This is a genomic window from Flavobacterium beibuense (assembly GCF_004151245.1).
Classification (GTDB): Bacteria; Bacteroidota; Bacteroidia; order Flavobacteriales; family Flavobacteriaceae; genus Flavobacterium; species Flavobacterium beibuense_A.
In genome coordinates, this window is sequence record NZ_JUIW01000008.1 from 113,679 (window position 1) to 133,941 (window position 20,263).

General features: G+C 40.2%; 1 protein-coding gene. It reads left to right on the forward strand.

Annotated features, from left to right (window positions below; translation table 11 throughout):
• Nucleotides 1-45: 45 nt before the first annotated feature.
• A complete protein-coding gene (locus tag NU09_RS12200; protein ID WP_129751575.1) occupies nt 46-20,259 on the forward strand; it encodes a T9SS type B sorting domain-containing protein in 20,214 nt (6,737 codons plus the stop codon).
• Nucleotides 20,260-20,263 lie beyond the last annotated feature (4 nt).

The window sequence follows — 20,263 nt, forward strand, 5'->3', positions numbered from 1 at the left end:
ACTAATTACAATAAAACCAACTAAAAAACACCAATACAAACACAAATGCATATACGAATACACAATTTAAGGATAAAGATCCTGTTTGGATTTTTACTGGCGTGTTTTGCCATGCAGGCACAGGTAGCTGTACCTTTTACGATAAGGTATCAGGATAATATTAAGGGAGATATAACTCAAATCTCCAATGGTATTGTTAACAGGGATAGTAATAACAGAGACCCTGAAGACCCGTATGGAGGTGATAGTGCAAACGATGATCTTAATATGCGCTACATTGATATTGATAGTGATGCGACTACTTTTAGTTCGAGCAGCGCTACCTTATCGGCTATAACAGATGTAAGTTGTAGTAGAGTAGTATATGCAGGTTTATATTGGTCCGCTATTTATAAATACAATACAGGTAACAGTAGTAGTGGCAGGGCGACCGATTTTAATCAGATAAAATTAAAGCTACCCGGGTCAACAACTTATACAGATATAAACGGTACTACTATTTTTGACGGTTTTGGTACTACTGATTTTAACAGTAACAGCCCTTATGTATGTTATGCAGATATTACATCGCTCGTTGCAGGATTGGCAAACCCTAATGGTACCTATACCGCTGCAAACATACGAGCTTCGGAAGCTGACAATATTAGTGGTGGTGTATCCGGAGGATGGACGATTTTTATTGTTTATGAAAACCCCAATATGCCGGGTAAATATGTTACCTCATATGATGGTTTTGCGGGTGTAAAATCGAGTTTGGGTTCTATTGACGTAAACTATACAGGTTTTACTACAGTACCGGCTCCACTTCCGGTAAGGGCAAAGCTTATGGCTTGTGCACTGGAAGGAGATAAAGGTATTCAGGGAGACCAGTTATTACTTAAAGATGCTTCTGTAGCAACATTTACCCAACTTTCAAACAGTTTAAATCCGGCTACCAACTTTTTTAATGGTAGTATTACTTATCTGGATGCAGGTAACGTAGAACAGTCTTTTACCAACAGGGTACCTAACAGTTCTAACACATTAGGGTATGATGCCGACATTATAAATATCAATCAGGGATTAATTGCTAACAGTTCTACAGGGGCAACCTTAAGAATTACATCCACTCAGGATACTTATTATTTATTCTTTAACTCACTTGCGGTTGATATTATTGAACCGGAAATTCAGCTTATAAAAACAGTTGAAGATTTAGCCGGTAATGACATTGGAGGAGCAGATGTTAACTTAGGAGACTATCTGGAATATGTTATAAGTTTTCAGAACATAGGTAATGATGATGCTACTTCATTTACAATTACTGACCTTTTACCTGATAATACTTATTTTAATCAGGTTGATATTTCCGGTGCACCCGGAGTAACTTATGTTTACAACCCGGGAACAGAACAGGTAACTTTTACAATTCCTGACGGACTTGTAGAAGAAGATGATCCTGCTTATGAAATAAGACTTAGGGTTAGGGTAGCAGAAAGTTGTAACGATCTTAAGGATGCGTGTTCTAATATAATTCAGAACAGTGCTTATGCTACTTACCAGGGTATTCTAAACAGTAATGTAATATCTAATGACCCAAGTATTGCAGGTCTTAACGGTTGTGGACAACCTGTAACAGGTCCTGCTAACTTTTTAGTAGATATAGACGATTGTAATTTCCAGCGTACGGTTACTTTATGTTCTGGTCCGGTAACTGTAACAGCTTCAGATGGCTATACTACTTATACATGGTATGACAGTAACAATGTGCAAATAGGTAATACACAATCTATTGATCTAACGGAAGGAGATTATTATGTTGTATGTGTGGCTCCGGCTCCGTGTGTTTCTATAACAGAATATGTAACGGTAAATAATTTTAGTGATTTAAATCCTAACCCGGTTATACCGTTTGCAGATGAACTGGCAACATGTGCTAACTATGGTGACGGAAGTGAGCCTATTCCAAATATATTTTTATGTGGTATTGACGATGAGCGATTAATACAAACAGGAGTTACTGATGCTACAAGTATAAGCTGGCAAAAGCTTAATGAAGGTGACTGTATAGCTTCTTGCCCTACTTGTGATGACCTTCCGGACGACTGTCCGTGGACAGGCTGTCCAAACAGCACCTGGGGTGTTGTTGGTACAGGTCAGGATTTTGTTGCTGACTCAGCCGGTAAGTACCGTTTGGTAATTATGTATGACGGATGTCCGGCTACATATTACTTTAATGTATTTAAAAATAACCTTGACCCACAGTTTACAAAAGAAAATATTATCTGTACGGCAGATGGTAACATAACAGTTACAAATGTACCTGCAGGTTATGAATATCAATTAGTAAACCAAACCACAAACACAGTTATTTATGACTATACTGATGGTATGGGGCCGTCATTTGATATTACTACTTCAGGTATTTATACCGTAAATATCAGACAGCAGGGAGTTGATACAACCCCTGGTAATACTTACTGTGAATTCTCTTTAGAGGATATAGGTATTCAAAACAGAGCTTTAACGGTTAATGTAATTACTGAAGATGCTACCTGTAACGGATTAGGAAGTATTAGGCTGCAAGCTTTAAATGTAGGTCCGCAATACTATTTCTCAATTACAGGCCCGTCAAGTGATTCACATGGACCGGTTATGGATAATAACCACCTTTTTGATAACCTTAACCCTGGTACTTATACCTATACAGTTACTACTGATGACGGATGTTCAGTAACAGGAACAGCAACTATCATAGATCAGAGCAATTTAAATTTAATTGCCTCTGTTTCACAAAATATATCATGTACTCAGGGTAACATTCAAATGAATGCAACAGGAGGTAATACGCCATATATTTATGCTATTTATAGTTATAATGGAGTATTACAAAACCCAACACCGGGTGATTATCAAACCAGTGTAATATTTGACGTTCAGATAGGTGATCAGGGAGACTATGTATTTATAGTTATGGATGGTAACGGTTGTACAAGTCTTTCAAATGAAGTTACTATTAGCCTTGTTCCGGATGTGGCATATACTACGGCTGTAAATATGGTTAGCTGTAATGGCGCCAATAACGGATCTATAGTTTATACTATAGGAAACACTCAGGGATATAATGTTTCTTTTGATTTACTGGATGATTTAGGTAATGTAATAGCTTCAAACAGCTCAGGATCGTTTACAGGATTACCTCCTGGAGACTATACTGTTATATTACATCAAACAAAAGGTAACAGAGCATGTGATTTTCCTTTCAGCTTTACCATTACAGAACCTGATTCTATAATGGGTGGTGCTGCAAGTGTAACCCAGGCTTATGACTGTACAGTTGCAGGTTCATCGGGAGCGACTATTACTGTTGATGCGACAACCATAACAGGAGGTACTGCTCCATATCAATATAGTGTAGACGGAGTTAACTTTACTTCTTCCACTAGCTTTACAGGACTAACAGCAGGTACTTATAATGTTACGGTTAAAGACGCTAACGGATGTACATATGTTATCAATTCAATTGTAATCGACCCCCTTACACCGCCTACAGATCTTACATTTAGTGCTACAACACAAACATGTCCTGCATTAACTTCAGATGTTACTTTAACAGTAGTGTCGGGTACAGGTCCGTTTAATTATCAGATAACAGCTCCTGCTGCGGCAGTAGTTAACAATGGTACCAATAATGTATTTGCAGGCCTTAACGCAGGGACATATACCTTTATGGTGACCGACAGTAAAGGGTGTACTTATAGCGAAAACTATACTATAAACGCTTTAACACCTATCGCAGTTAATGGCCAGCCAGTAAGTAATGTAACATGTTTCGGCGCAGCAGACGGGTCGCTTAACTTTAATGTAAGCGGTTTCTCTACTAACTATACTTATACAATAGTTAACGGTGCTTCGGTAACAGTAGGTTCATCTGCTTCGGCAACGGCTACAACAATACCTTTAACTGGACTTGCTGCCCAAACATATACCATTACTGTAACAGATAATGTTACTAACTGTACAGCTACGGCTACGGTTACAATTAGTGGTCCTGCTTCGGTATTAACACTAACTACTACATCTAACCCTATTACTTGTGTTGCAAACGGAAGTGTTTCTGTAACAGCATCAGGAGGGTGGGGTAGTTATCAATATACTTTAACCCAGCCAGACCTTTCTACGGTTGGCCCACAATCGGGTTCTTCATTCACAGGTTTAACACAGGCAGGTACTTACACGGTTACTGTTAGAGATGCTAACAACTGTACAGTAACAGATACATTTACATTAACTACACCTGTACCACCTACAGCTTCATTAACAGGTTCTGATATTTGTTATGATTCAAATGGTGCTTCACTTACAGTTACTGTAACGGGTGGTACTGCTCCGTTTACCTATTCACTTAACGGAGCTCCCGGCCAGTCATCAAATGTATTTAGTAACCTTACCCCAAATACATACAATATTACAGTTACGGATGCTTACGGTTGTACCGATACAGTTACACAAACCATTGCGCCTACATTAACAGCTATGGCTGCCTTTACAAAAGGCTTAGACTGTACAGCGTCACCAGATGCACAAATAGATGTAACTATCAATGGAGGTACATCTCCTTATACTTATCAGGTTTCTAACGATGGAGGTACTACTTATAGTGCTTCTGCTCCAGTAGCATTATCTGCAATTTCATACCAGACGGCTGTAGACGGGTCATTCAGATTCCGTATTACAGATGCAAATGGTTGCGTAACGGAAACCAATACAACTGTTATAGCTCCGCTTACTTTACCGTCTATAACTTCAGTAACACAAACTCAGGATATTTTATGTAACGGTGAGAGTACAGGTGCGCTATCAGTAGTTATTGATAACACTACAGGTACAGGACCTTACACTATAAATGTTTATAATACTACTACAAGTACTGATTATGGTACTCAAACTACAGGTTTACCTGCGGGTAATTATACTGTTACGGTAACAGATGCAAATGCTTGTACTGATTCTCAAACAGATGTAATAATCACAGAACCTTCAGCTATTGCTTTTGATACGTCTGAAGTTCCTATTACCTGTGGTGATGACGGTTCGGGAACTAACGTAACCGCAGGAGAGATTATAGTACAAAATGTAACGGGCGGTACTGCTCCGTTTACATATTACCTTACAAATAACTTTGGATATTCAGATAACTTTACTGCAACTGCAAATGAAGATCATTCTTTTGCGGTGCTTGACTACGGTATTTATCAGGTAACTGTGGTTGATGCTAACGGATGTACTATAATAGAGCAGGACATCGTTATGGCTTCACCTCCTGAGGACATGGATATTGATATATCTACATTGACTTCAGATTGTGCTACGGGTGGTACAGCAGTAGTAACTGTAAATCCTGATGTAAGTAGTAATGATTATAGTTTTGCTGTTTTAACAACAGAAAATGACCCTGCAAATATTCCGGCAGGTGACTGGCAGGCTGCAGATTTGGGCACGCCTTTAACTTCTACTTTTACAGGACTTATACCTGGTGTAACTTATACTTTTGTAGTTCGTGATAATATAACAGGATGTTATTATGTAAAGGCTGCAGATCAGCCTATTAATACTCCTTCATCACTAACTTCTGTAATAGACGTTATCAATAATGTAAGCTGTAAAGGAAGTGCAGACGGTAATGTAGATGTTACAATAGATAATTTTGATACAGGTACTACGCAGGTTAATTATGAAGTATACTATGCGCAATCTAACCAGCCAACAGGTGTTGTAGGTTCTACACCTGTTACTGCAGGGACACCTGCTACAATAACAGGTATTGGACCATTAGCTCCGGGTACTTACTTTATTTTATTTACAGAAGTTGATGGCGCAAATGCAGGTTGTAGTGCTGCTTCAGGACAATTCTCAATAACTGAGTCTCCGGAAGTGCTTACAGTTACAGCTTCTGTTGTATCAAATGCAAACTGTAATGCTAATTCAGGTGTTATAACTGCCGTTGCAGATGGCGGTACAGCATCTTACCAATATTTAATACTGGCTGCTCCTGTAGTTACACCTCCTACGGCTGCTACAGCAGGATGGACAACATCAAATACATTTAATGTTGATGGTGGTGATTATATGGTATATGTTATGGATGCTTACGGATGTATTCAGCCAATAGCAGCACCAATAACATTAGATACAGATCCTTCTCCGGTAATCGCACTTTCCGTAGTACAGCAGTGTGGTGTTGCCGAAGGTAGCTATGCAATTCAGGTAGACCTTACAACAGCAGGTATGCCTCCATATACTTACAGTTTTAACGGAGGTGCGTTCCAGGCACAATCGGGCACTACATTTACTTATACTAACCTTGTTTCAGGAAATTATAATGTAACTGTTAGAGATGTAAACGGATGTACCAATACACAAACAATTACTGTATACCCTCCGCTTAACTTCACTCCTGCAGTAACGGCTCAGCCAACCTGTGCGGGTAGTGACGGGGTGATTACAGTTACTGCTACAGGAGGTTCATCTAACTACGAATATGAACTTCAGGATACATCAAATAACCCAATCGTGGCAGCAAATCCATCTAATGTATTTGCAGGTCAGGATCCGGGTAATTATATTGTAGAAATTACAGATACTACAACAGGTTGTAGCGTTACAGCACCTGTAACACTTGAAGCGCCAACTCCGGTTACATTCACTTATGTTTCTCAAAACGTAAGCTGTAACGGGGCAAACGATGGTTCTATAGTTGTTACGCTTCCGGCTTCTAACAACAACCCTGTTTATACATATACACTTGACGATGGTACTAACCCTGCCGTTGTACAAAACTCAAACATATTTACAGGTCTTGCAGTAGGTACTTATACATTAACGGTAACTTCCGGTAAAGACTGTACGGCTCAGGAAATAATAAATATTACAGAGCCAAATGCATTAACACTTACAGCAACAGCAACTGATTTTGCGTGTGATGTTACTAACGCGGTAACTACATCAACAATAATTGCTACTGTGGGTGCAGGTACAGGTACGGCACCATATACTTACAGTATAGACGGTACTAACTTCTTTACGTCAAATACTTTTGAAGTAGCAGATAATGGTACTACTCAAAATATAACAGTAACTGTAAAAGATGCTAATAACTGTACGGCTACATTCCCGTTAACAATAGACCCGTTACCGGAGATAATAAGTGTAGTGTCTACATTAGTAACGGCTATTACATGTACTAACGACGAAACAGTTACTATAACGGTAACAGGAGGTTCGGGAGATTTCACTTTTGATTTACTTCCACTTGGTACTCAGGCCTCTATTACTCCGGGTGCGGGAACATATACGGCTAATTTTGTTCTTTCTGCACCGGGTAGTTATGACTTCCAGGTTACAGATAATGTAACGGGATGTTATGAAATTACTACTTCTCCTTATACAATAGCTCCTTATGATACTATTGAGGTTGAGGCTATAGCTTCTACTCAGGTAACATGTTTTGGAGATGCAAACGGTACTGTTACTATTGAAGTAACAGGGTATACCGGTGCTTACGACTATGTGGTTACAGATGCACTAAGTAATACTGTGGCTACCGGTAGTAGCGCTACAACAACAAATCCTTTCACAATAACAGGATTAACGGCAGGTAACTTAAATGTAACGGTTACTGCTACAGATTCACCTTTCTGTTCTGCCGTATCAAATAATATTACAGTTGCCTCTCCGGCAGATCCGCTTGTACTTAATGCTGCTGAAACGGCTAACGTTACCTGTACAAATGATCAGGGAGAAATTTTAGCAACTGCTACAGGAGGTTGGGGCTCTTATGAGTTTGAGTTGATAAACAACACATCTGCAACTACTGTTCAGCCATACGGAACAAACAATGCGTTTGCAGGTCTTGTTGCCGGAAACTATACTGTTAATGTTAGAGATGCCGGTGGTTGTATAGTTTCACAAACAATAGACCTGATACAACCGGATCCGATATCGGCAACGATCAATGCTTCTGCAACATTGTTACTATGTAATGGTGATAACACCGCTACTGTAGAGGTAACAGGTGTAACAGGAGGTCAGGCTGTATACCAGTATATACTTAATATCTATGATGATGCAGGTACTACTATAGTTATTAGTACAGATGCACAAACATCACCAACCTTTGATAACCTTGGTGCAGGTACATACAGCATTACTGTAACCGACGGATGGAGTTGTGATTTAACAACACCTACGGTTATTATAAATGAGCCGGATCCGATTCAGGCATTCTTAAATCTTACAGATACTTTAACCTGTACAACTCAGGCAGAGATTACGGTTTCTGCAATTGGTGGTACACCTACCTATCAATATAGCTTAGATGGAGTAACTTACACTAACCAGACAGTTTACGCTGTGGGTGCAGGTACTTATCAAATCTATGTAAGAGATTCTAATAATTGTACAGCAGTACTTTCTAACGAAGTTACTGTACTTCCGGTACCGCCATTAACCATAAACCTAGACCTTAGCAGTGCAGTTATCAACTGTTTTGGTGAGTCTACGGCTTCAATCGTTGCAAATGTAACAGGAGGTTTAGGTAACTATAGTTATGAACTTCTGGATGGTACTAGCGCAGTAATAGCAGGGCCACAATCTGCAAATACTTTCTCAGGATTGCCTGCAGGTGATTACTATGTTCGTGTAACAAGTGATGACTGTGAGGAAACTTCACCGGCAATTAATATTGTTGCTCCACCGGCCTTTGATGCTTCGGTGTCGAAACAGGATATTCTTTGTTGGGATCAGATAAATGGTGTTATTACAGTAACGATTGATCCGGCTTCACCGGGAACAGGCAATGTACAATATGCTATTTCACCAAACTTAAACCAGTTTGTAGATACTAATGTATTTACAGGCCTTGCAGCGGGATGGTATGATGTAATTGCTCAGGATCAAAACGGATGTTTTGAAATGTTCCAGGTAGAAATTATTGAACCGGCTAAACTTGAAGCCCAAGTAACAAGCTTTAGTGATGAAGTTTGTTATAACGAAGGTGACGGTACTATTACTGTAGAGATTTCAGGTGGTGTAGGTGACTATGAAGTTAGTATGGATAATACTACATGGTATCCTGTAACAGGCACTACATATACCTTTACAGGAATAACAATTCCGGTAGATCTTGCTAACCCTGATGATGCGGTTATGTTCCTTATCTATGTTAAAGACGGAAACGATTGTAATCTTACACCTCCTATAGAACATTGGGTACTACCTCCGGTAGACCTACAGCCAAGTGCAGCTATAGTTTATAACTGTACAGCCAATGTTCCGGGTAACGAGGTTACTATCTCTGTTGATTCAGATTTAACCCTTGATTTAACCGACCTTACTTATTCGGTAGACGGTGGTGCTTATCAGGTTTCAAATATATTCAATAACCTTTCAGTAGGTAGCCATACAGTAGATGTGGCTCATACTAATGGTTGTATCAAGTCGGTTACATTTACTATTGACCTGCATGAGCCTATTGTTATAGACTCAGCTGTAGTTACTTCAGCTATCGAATGTTTTGGTGATGTAACGGGTGAAATAACTGTAACTGCTTCAGGAGGTACCGGCGTACTTCAGTACGGTATCTCTACAAGTGCTACAGGTCCGTTTACATATGGCACGGCTAATGTGTTTACAGGCTTAGCAACAGGTACTTACTATGTAAGCGTAACGGATGAAATTACTTGTGAAATTACATCAGCAGGTATATTTGTAGATGAACCTACTCAACTAACAGCTTCTGTTACCGGTGGTGTTACAGATGAAATATGTCTTAGTGCAGGAGATGGTACAGTAACCATTACTGTAAGCGGTGGTACATCACCATACTTTACAAGTATTGATTCAAACAACGATGCTGACTTTACACAAGACCAGTTAGTTTATACAAACCTTGCCGCTGGAAATCATACGGTATACGTTAAAGATGCAAACGGATGTACAATCGTTGCTCCTCTTGATTTTACGGTTAATCCTGGTGTGGATATTCAGGCATTTGCTGAGGTTTTTGATCTATGTACTGGTAATGTGCCTAGTACTGTAGTTTTAGTGAGTGTTAATACTAATGTATTAGCAGATGTAGAATACTCTCTTGATAATATTACTTATCAGGCTTCTAACGAGTTTTATGGTTTAGCACCGGGTAACTATACAGTATATGTAAGACATACTAATGGGTGTGTTGATACCGATGATTTTGTTATAGACACTCTTGTCCCTATAAGCATTGATGCAACTCTGGTAACTACACCTATTGCTTGTTTTGGTGATGCTACAGGTGTTATAACGGTAACTGCTTCAGGTGGTACAGGTGCACTTCAGTATGCTATTTCTACGAGCGCTACAGGTCCGTTTACTTATGGAGCAAGTAACGTTTTTAATGGATTAGCAACAGGAACTTACTATGTGAGTGTAACCGATAGCATTGGTTGTGAAATTACATCAGCAGGTATATTTGTAGACGAACCAACTGAGCTTACAGCTTCGATAACTGGAGGTGTTACAAACGAGATATGTTTTGATGCTGCCGACGGTACAGTTACTGTAACTGTTTCGGGAGGTACAACACCATACTATACAAGTCTGGATTCTAATAACCCGGGTGATTTTACCCAGGATATGTTTACATATACAGGCCTTGCGGCAGGTACACATACACTATATGTTAAGGATGCCAATAACTGTATTATCGCATCACCAATAACATTTGATATTGAGCCGGGTGTTGATATGGTTCCGGATGCTGTAGTGGTTGAAAACTGTACTAACAATGTACCGGGTAATGAAGTAACTATTAATGTTACATCATCACAAACTTTAGACCCTGCAGAACTTACATACTCTGTAGACGGTACTACTTATCAGGCATCTAATGTATTCAATAACTTAGCACCGGGTAACTATACGGCTTATGTACAACATACAAACGGCTGTATTGAGACCGATACATTTACAATTAATACACGTCAGCCTATAAGTATTGATGCTGCTACTGTAACAACGCCTATCGCTTGTTTTGGAGGTACTACAGGTGTAATAACTGTAATGGCTTCAGGTGGTACAGGTGCACTTCAGTATGGTATTTCTACAAGTGCAACAGGTCCGTTTACTTATGGCGGAGGTAATGTATTCAATAACTTAGCAACGGGAACTTACTATGTAAGTGTAACTGATACTATTGGTTGTGAAATTACATCGGCAGGTATATTTGTAGATGAACCAACTGAGCTTATAGCTTCTGTAACAGGAAGTATTACAAATGAGATATGTTTTACTGATGCTGACGGTACAGTTACTGTAACAGTTTCAGGCGGAACTGCTCCATACTTTACAAGTCTTGATTCTAATAACCCTGCTGATTTTGCACAGGATGTGTTTACATATACAGGCCTTGCGGCAGGTACACATACATTATATGTTAAGGATTTCAACAACTGTACTATAGCATCGCCTATAACATTTGATATCCTTCCGGGGGTTGATATGACACCAACTGCTACAGTAGTAGAAAACTGTACCAACAATGTACCGGGTAATGAGGTAACAATTGATGTGGCTTCGTCACAGACATTAGACCCTGCCGACCTAACGTACTCAGTAGATGGTACTACTTACCAGGCATCAAATGTGTTCAACAACTTAGCGCCGGGTACCTATACGGCTTATGTACAGCATGCAAACGGCTGTATTAAAACTGATACGTTTACAATCAATACACTTCAGCCAATAACAATAGATGCGGCTGTAGTAACTGCTGATGTACTATGTTTTGGTGATGCAACAGGTGTAATAACTGTAACTGCTTCAGGTGGTACAGGTACACTTCAGTACGCAATTTCACCGGCATTTGTGTATGGTTCAACTAACGTATTTACAGGTTTAACAGCAGGAACATATACTGTAAGGGTGACTGACGGAATAGGTTGTGAGGTTGAAACGTCTACATTAGAAATAATGGAGCCAACTGCACCTCTTTCAGCTTCAGTTGGTAATTTAACCCACGAGATATGTTTTAATACTGCCGATGGTACAATTACTTTAACAATAGCAGGTGGAACTGCTCCATACTTTACAAGCCTTGATTCAAACAATGATGCTGATTTTGCTCAGGATGTGTTTACATATTCAGGTATTGCGGCGGGAGACCATACGGTTTATGTTAAGGATGCTAATGATTGTACTGTAACTCCAATAGACTTTACAATAAATGAAGGTGTTGATATGACACCAACAGCAGATATAGTGGCTACTTGTAGCAATAACGTGCCGGGTAACACAGTAACCATTAATGTTGCTTCGTCACAAACACTTAATGCTGCAGATATCCAGTACTCATTAGACGGTACTAACTATCAGGCATCAAATGTATTTACAAACTTTGCTCCGACTACATATACAGTATATGTAAGACATACTAACGGATGTGTACAAACGGTAACCTTCACTATAGATCCTTTACAGCCTGTTAGTGCTTCAATTTCAAATATAGTTGATGTACCATGTAAGGGAGATGCGACAGGATCGATAGAAGTGACTGCTACAGGTGGTACGGGAGCTCTTGAATATGCAATTTCACCGGCATTTGTATATGGTTCTTCAAACGTGTTTACAGATCTAGTAACAGGTTCTTATACCGTAAGAGTAAGAGACAGTATAGGCTGTGAGGTTGAGATAAATGCTATAACTGTAGATGAACCGCTAAATGCGCTAACATCAACTATAGATGTGATTACAGATGAAATCTGTATTAATGCTGCTGACGGCACGGTAACCATTACGGTAAGTGGTGGTACAGCTCCGTACTTTACAAGCCTTGATTCAAACAACGATGCTGATTTTGCTCAGGATGTGTTTACATACACAGGCTTAACGGCAGGTACACATACAGTATTTGTAAAAGATGCAAACGACTGTACGATTGCTACACCGCTTGTATTTGATATTGAGCAGGGTGTAGATATTCAGGCAAGCGCAGAGGTTCTTCCTCTATGTACTAACAATATACCGGGTAATGTGGTAATTGTGAATGTTAATACTAACGTATTAGCAGACGTGGTATACTCACTTGACGGAGTTAACTACCAAACGGACAACTTCTTTACAGATCTTACTCCTGGTAACTATACCGCTTATGTAAGACATAATAATGGATGTGTTGATACAGATGATTTTGTAATAGACAACCTTCTTCCTATCAGTATAGATGCAACTCCAATAACATCTGCTATTGCTTGTTTTGGTGATGCGACAGGTGAAATAACAGTAACGGCTTCAGGAGGTACAGGAGTTCTTACATATGCTATTTCAACAGATCCTGGTAACTACACTGCAAACAATGTATTTACAGGTCTTCCTGCGGGTACTTATACTGTTAGTGTAATGGATGAGATAGGTTGTGAAGTTACTTCTTCGGCTATAGTGGTAAATGAGCCTGCTCAGCTTACTGCTTCAGTAACAGGAGGTATTACAAATGAGATTTGTTTCAATGCTGCTGACGGAACAGTTACAGTAACTGTTTCAGGAGGTACAGCTCCTTATTTTACAAGTTTAGACTCTGCTGCTTTTGTTCAGGACATGTTTACATATACTGGTCTTGCAGCAGGTACACATACAATAGATGTTCATGATGCTAATAACTGTGTTATTGTAGCTACATTAACATTTGATATTGAACCGGGTGCAGATATGACACCAAGTGCTACAGTAGTTGACAACTGTACTAACAACGTACCGGGGAATGAGGTAACAATTGATGTGGCTTCGTCACAGACATTAGATCCTGCCGACCTTACGTACTCAGTTGACGGTACTACATACCAGGCATCAAACGTGTTCAACAACTTGGCACCGGGTAACTATACGGCTTATGTACAGCATGCAAACGGCTGTATTGAGACCACAACATTTACAATAAACACGCTTCAGCCAATTGCTGCTACAGCAGTTGCTACACTGGATGTTCTTTGTAAAGGAGAGTCTACAGGAGAGATAACCGTAACGGCTTCCGGAGGTACAGGTACACTTCAGTACGCAATATCACCGGCTTATGTTTACGGACCTTCAAATGTATTTACAGACCTTCCAGCGGGAACTTACATTGTAAGGGTAACGGACGGTATAGGCTGTGAATTTGAGGTGGCTTCTGTAACAGTAGACGAGCCTGTTGATGCATTAACATCAGCTATAGATGTGATCACAAACGAGATTTGTTTCAACGCTGCTGATGGTACGGTAACCATTACAGTAAGTGGTGGTACAGCTCCATACTTTACAAGCCTTGATTCAAACAACGATGCAGATTATGCTCAGGATGTGTTTACATACACAGGGCTTACAGCAGGTACACATACAGTATTTGTAAAAGATGCAAACGACTGTACGATCGCTACACCGCTTGTGTTCGATATCCTTCCTGGTGCAGATATGACACCAACTGCTACTGTAGTTGACAACTGTACCAACAATGTGCCGGGTAATGAGGTAACAATCGATGTGGCTTCGTCGCAGACATTAGATCCTGCCGACCTTACGTACTCAGTTGACGGTACTACTTACCAGGCATCAAACGTGTTCAACAACTTAGCGCCGGGTAACTATACGGCTTATGTACAGCATGCAAACGGCTGTATTGAGACCACAACATTTACAATCAACACCCTTCAGCCAATTGCTGCTACAGCAGTTGCCACACTGGATGTTCTTTGTAAAGGACAGTCTACAGGAGAGATAACCGTAACAGCTACAGGCGGTACAGGTACACTTCAGTACGCAATATCACCGTCTTATGTTTACGGATCTTCAAATGTATTTACAGGCCTACCTGCGGGAACTTACACTGTAAGGGTAACAGATGGTATCGGCTGTGAATTTGAGGTGGCTTCTGTAACAGTAGACGAGCCTGTTGACGCATTAACATCAGCTATTGATGTTATTACAGATGAGATTTGTTTCAATGCTGCTGATGGTACGGTAACCATTACTGTAAGTGGTGGTACGGCTCCGTACTTTACAAGCCTTGATTCAAACAACGATGCAGATTATGCTCAGGATGTGTTTACATACACAGGATTGACAGCAGGTACACATACACTATTTGTAAAAGATGCTAATGACTGTACGATTGCTACACCGCTTGTATTTGATATTGAGCAGGGTGTGGATATACAGGCAAGTGCAGAGGTTCTTCCTTTATGTACTAACAATGTACCGGGTAATGTGGTAATTGTGAATGTTAATATAAACGTATTGGCAGATGTACAATACTCACTTGACGGAGTTAACTATCAAACGGATAACTTCTTTACAGATCTTGCACCGGGTAACTATACGGCTTATGTACAACATACAAACGGATGTGTACAAACAACACCGTTTACGATCAATGCGCTACAGCCAATTTCAATTGATAGTGCTGTAGTAACTGCTGATGTACTATGTTTTGGTGATGCAACGGGTGAGATAACCGTAACGGCTTCAGGAGGTACAGGAGCTCTTACTTACGCTATTTCAACAAATCCTGGTAACTACACTGCAAACAATATATTTACAGGTCTTCCTGCAGGTACTTATACTGTTAGTGTAATGGATGAGATAGGTTGTGAAATAACTACAGCTAACTTAACAGTAAATGAGCCTTCAGCTGCTCTTACTGCTGCTGAAGTAGTAACTGATGAAATATGTTTTAACGCAAATGACGGTACAATAACCCTAACAGTTACCGGTGGTACAGCTCCATACTTTACAAGTCTGGATTCTAGCAACCCGGCCGATTTTGTACAAGATCAGTTTGTGTATACTAATATAGCTGTAGGTTCTCATACTATATATGTAACAGACAGCAACGGATGTACTATTACTCCGATAGACTTTACGATAAATCCTGGTGCGGACATGACACCAAGTGCTATAGTAGTTGACAACTGTACTAACAACGTGCCTGGTAATGAGGTAACAATCGATGTGGCTTCGTCACAGACATTAGACCCTGCCGACCTGACGTACTCAGTTGATGGTACTACTTACCAGGCATCAAACGTGTTCAATAACTTAGCACCGGGTACCTATACGGCTTATGTACAGCATGCAAACGGCTGTATCGAGACCACTACATTTACAATAAACACGCTTCAGCCAATTGCAGCTACAGCAGTTGCTACGCTTGACGTTCTTTGTAAAGGTGAGTCTACAGGTGAGATAACTGTAACTGCTACAGGCGGTACAGGTACACTTCAGTACGCGATATCACCGGCTTATGTTTACGGATCTTCAAATGTATTTACAGACCTTCCAGCGGGCACTTATACTGTAAGGGTAACGGACGGTATAGGCTGTGAATTTGAGGTAGCTTCTGTAACAGTAAATGAACCTGTTGATGCACTAACATCAGCTATAGATGTTATTACGGATGAAATCTGTTTCAATGCGGCTGATGGTACGGTAACCATTACGGTAAGTGGCGGTACGGCTCCATACTTTACAAGCCTTGATTCGAACAACGACGCTGACTTTGCTCAGGATGTGTTTACCTACACTGGCCTAACGGCAGGTACACACACAGTATTTGTAAAAGATGCAAACGACTGTACAATTGCTACACCGCTTGTGTTTGATATCCTTCCTGGTGCAGACATGACACCAAGTGCTATAGTAGTTGACAACTGTACTAACAACGTGCCTGGTAATGAGGTAACAATCGATGTGGCTTCGTCACAGACATTAGACCCTGCCGACCTGACGTACTCAGTTGACGGTACTACTTACCAGGCATCAAACGTGTTCAACAACTTAGCGCCGGGTAGCTATACAGCTTATGTACAGCATGCAAACGGCTGTATCGAGACCACTACATTTACAATAAACACACTACAGCCAATAACAATAGACGCGGCTGTAGTAACTGCTGATGTACTATGTTTTGGTGATGCAACGGGTGAGATAACCGTAACGGCTTCCGGAGGTACAGGTACGCTTCAGTATGCAATTTCACCAGATTTTGTATATGGTACTAACAATGTATTTACAGGCTTAACAGCCGGTTCTTATACAGTGATGGTAACAGACGGTATAGGATGTGAAGTACAAAGCGCTACACTAACTATTACTGAACCAACAACAGCTTTATCAATGAGTAACGTTGTTACAACAGATGAGGTTTGCTTTAATGCGACTGACGGTACAATAATGTTCACAGTAAGTGGTGGTACAGCTCCATACTTTACAAGCCTTGACTCTAATAATCCTGCTGACTTTGTTCAGGATGTATTTACATACACAGGACTAACCGCAGGAAACCATACAGTTTATGTAATGGATAGTAACGGTTGTGCAGTAATACCTGTTGACTTTACAATTGCTCCTGGTGCAGACATGACACCAAGTGCTACAGTAGTTGACAACTGTACTAACAATGTACCGGGTAATGAGGTAACAATTGATGTGGCTTCATCACAGATATTAGACCCTGCTGACCTGACGTACTCAGTTGACGGTACTACTTACCAGGTATCAAACGTGTTCAACAACTTAGCACCGGGTAACTATACGGCTTATGTACAGCATGCAAGCGGATGTGTCGAGACCACTACATTTACAATAAACACGCTTCAGCCAATAACAATAGATGCGGCTGTAGTAACTGCAGATGTATTATGTTTTGGAGAGACAACGGGTGAAATAACCGTAACGGTTTCCGGAGGTACAGGTACACTTCAGTATGCAATTTCACCAGACTTTGTATATGGTACTAACAATGTATTTACAGGCCTAACAGCCGGTTCTTATACAGTAATGGTAACAGATGGTATAGGATGTGAAGTACAAAGCGCTACACTAACAATTACTGAACCTACAACTGCTTTAGCAACAAGCAATGTTGTTACAACAAATGAGACGTGCTTTAATGCTGCTGATGGTACAGTAACATTTACAGTAAGTGGTGGTACTGCTCCATATTTTACAAGTCTAGATTCTAATAACCCTGCTGACTTTGTTCAGGATGTGTTTAACTACACAGGACTAACCGCAGGAAACCATACAGTTTATGTAATGGATAGTAACGGTTGTACAGTTACACCAATAGCCTTTAATGTGGCTCCGGGTGTAAATACTCAGCCAAGTGTTAATGTACAGGATATCTGTAATAACAACACACCAGGCAACATAGTGACTATTTCAATTGCATCTCAATATGTAGGCCAGGTTCAGTACTCTGTAGATGGTATAACATATCAGGGTTCTAACATCTATAATAACCTTACAGCAGGTACATATACAGCCTATGTACAGCATGTAAACGGATGTATACAAACTGTAGACTTTGATGTGGAAGATCATCAGCCGGTTAATGCTACGGCAACGGTTACTCAAAACGTAATTTGTTTTGGGGATGATACAGGAGAAATTCTGGTTACCGCTACAGGAGGTACAGGTCAGTTAGAGTATGCCATTTCACCGGTATTTACTTATACAACTAACAATACGTTTACTTCGCTGGTAGCAGGAACATATACTATCAAGGTAAGAGACGAGTTAGGATGTGTACAAACCCTAAACAATGTGGTAATAACTCAGGCTCAGTCACAAATAGTAGCTTCTGTAAACTGGACTAACGAGACCTGTTTAAATGCTAATGACGGTACAGTTACTATAAGCGTATCGGGTGGTACAGCGCCATATTCAACAAGTATGGACGGAGTTACTTTTGTTCAGGATCAGTTTACTTACGGTAACCTTGGTGGTGGCCAGCATATAGTATTCGTTCAGGATGCGGCAGGATGTTCTATCATACCAATTGTATTCAATATTGAAGATGGTGTAACATTTAACCCTGTTCTTACTTCAGAGCAGATATGTAACAATAACACACCGCTTCATATGATTACGGTAGAGAACATCAATGCTAATATAGCGGGTGATATTATGTACTCTATTGATGGAGTGAACTACCAGTCATCAAACATATTTACTAATTTACCTGCCGGTACTTACACTGTATATATCCGACACACAAACGGATGTATTAGAACAAGAGAAATTACGCTTCAAAACAGCAAGCCAATCCTTGGTTTCCTTACTGTAAGAGATGCTCTTTGTAATGGTGAGGCAAATGGTGTTATCATGGTTGATGGTTCAGGAGGTGTAGGACAGCTTACTTATGGTATTTCACCTGACTTTGCTATGACTACCGAAAGTACATTTAATGTACCTGCAGGAACATACACTGTAAGAGTTCAGGATGAAACAGGATGTTACATGGAATACACAGCGACCATAGGTGAACCAACTGCACTTATACTGACTGAAGTTGAGGTATATCCTGAAGTATGTGAAAACGACGATAATGGTGCAATATTAATTGACATTACAGGTGGTACAGCACCATACTCTACAAGTATGGATATGAACCAGCCGTTTGAGGTTGATAAAAACCTTTATACTAATCTTGACGGAGGTGTTACTTATACCATCTATGTTAAAGATGCTAACGACTGTATCGCTTCTATAGATGTTTGGATGGATGCACCACTTACAATTAATGCAACACCGGAACTGGTTTATAACTGTGACGAGAATGTACTTACAGTTAATGTAGAATCAGGCGTTCAGGGTCAGGTAACTTATTCGTTAAATGGTGGCGCACCACAAGCAAGTAATGTGTTTACTAACCTAGCCGACGGTACTTATGTTGTAGACGTGCTTCATGAATCAGGATGTATAGACAGTACAGATCCGGTGACTGTAGAAAATACTACACCGCTTGTGCTGATACTTGCAGAAACTGATCTTAATGAAATTACTGCAACTACAACAGGAGGTTCAGGAGGTTATACTTATACGTTTAACGACGACTATATGGGTAGTACAAACGTGTTTGAAATTTATGCTACAGGAACTTATGTGGTAACAGTGACTGACAGCAGAGGCTGTGTGGCTCAGAAAACTATTTCAGCTGAATTTGTTGATATCATCCTTCCGGATGTTATGTCTCCAAATGATGACGGAATAAACGATACATGGGCGCCAGGCAATGCTCAAAATTATCCAAACCTTGAGTTCTATGTATTTGACAGGTACGGCAGGAAACTGGCAACCCTTAGACAAGGACAGGAATGGGACGGTAAGTATAACGGCAAAGAACTGCCAACCGGAGATTACTGGTATATAGTAAAACTAAACAATCCGGTAGATGACAGGGAATTTGTAGGACACTTTACCATATTCAGATAATAAA

Excerpts from the sequence above, each read along its gene's own strand:
- NU09_RS12200 (WP_129751575.1), top strand. The coding sequence starts at position 46 with ATGCATATACGAATACACAATTTAAGGATAAAGATCCTGTTTGGATTT.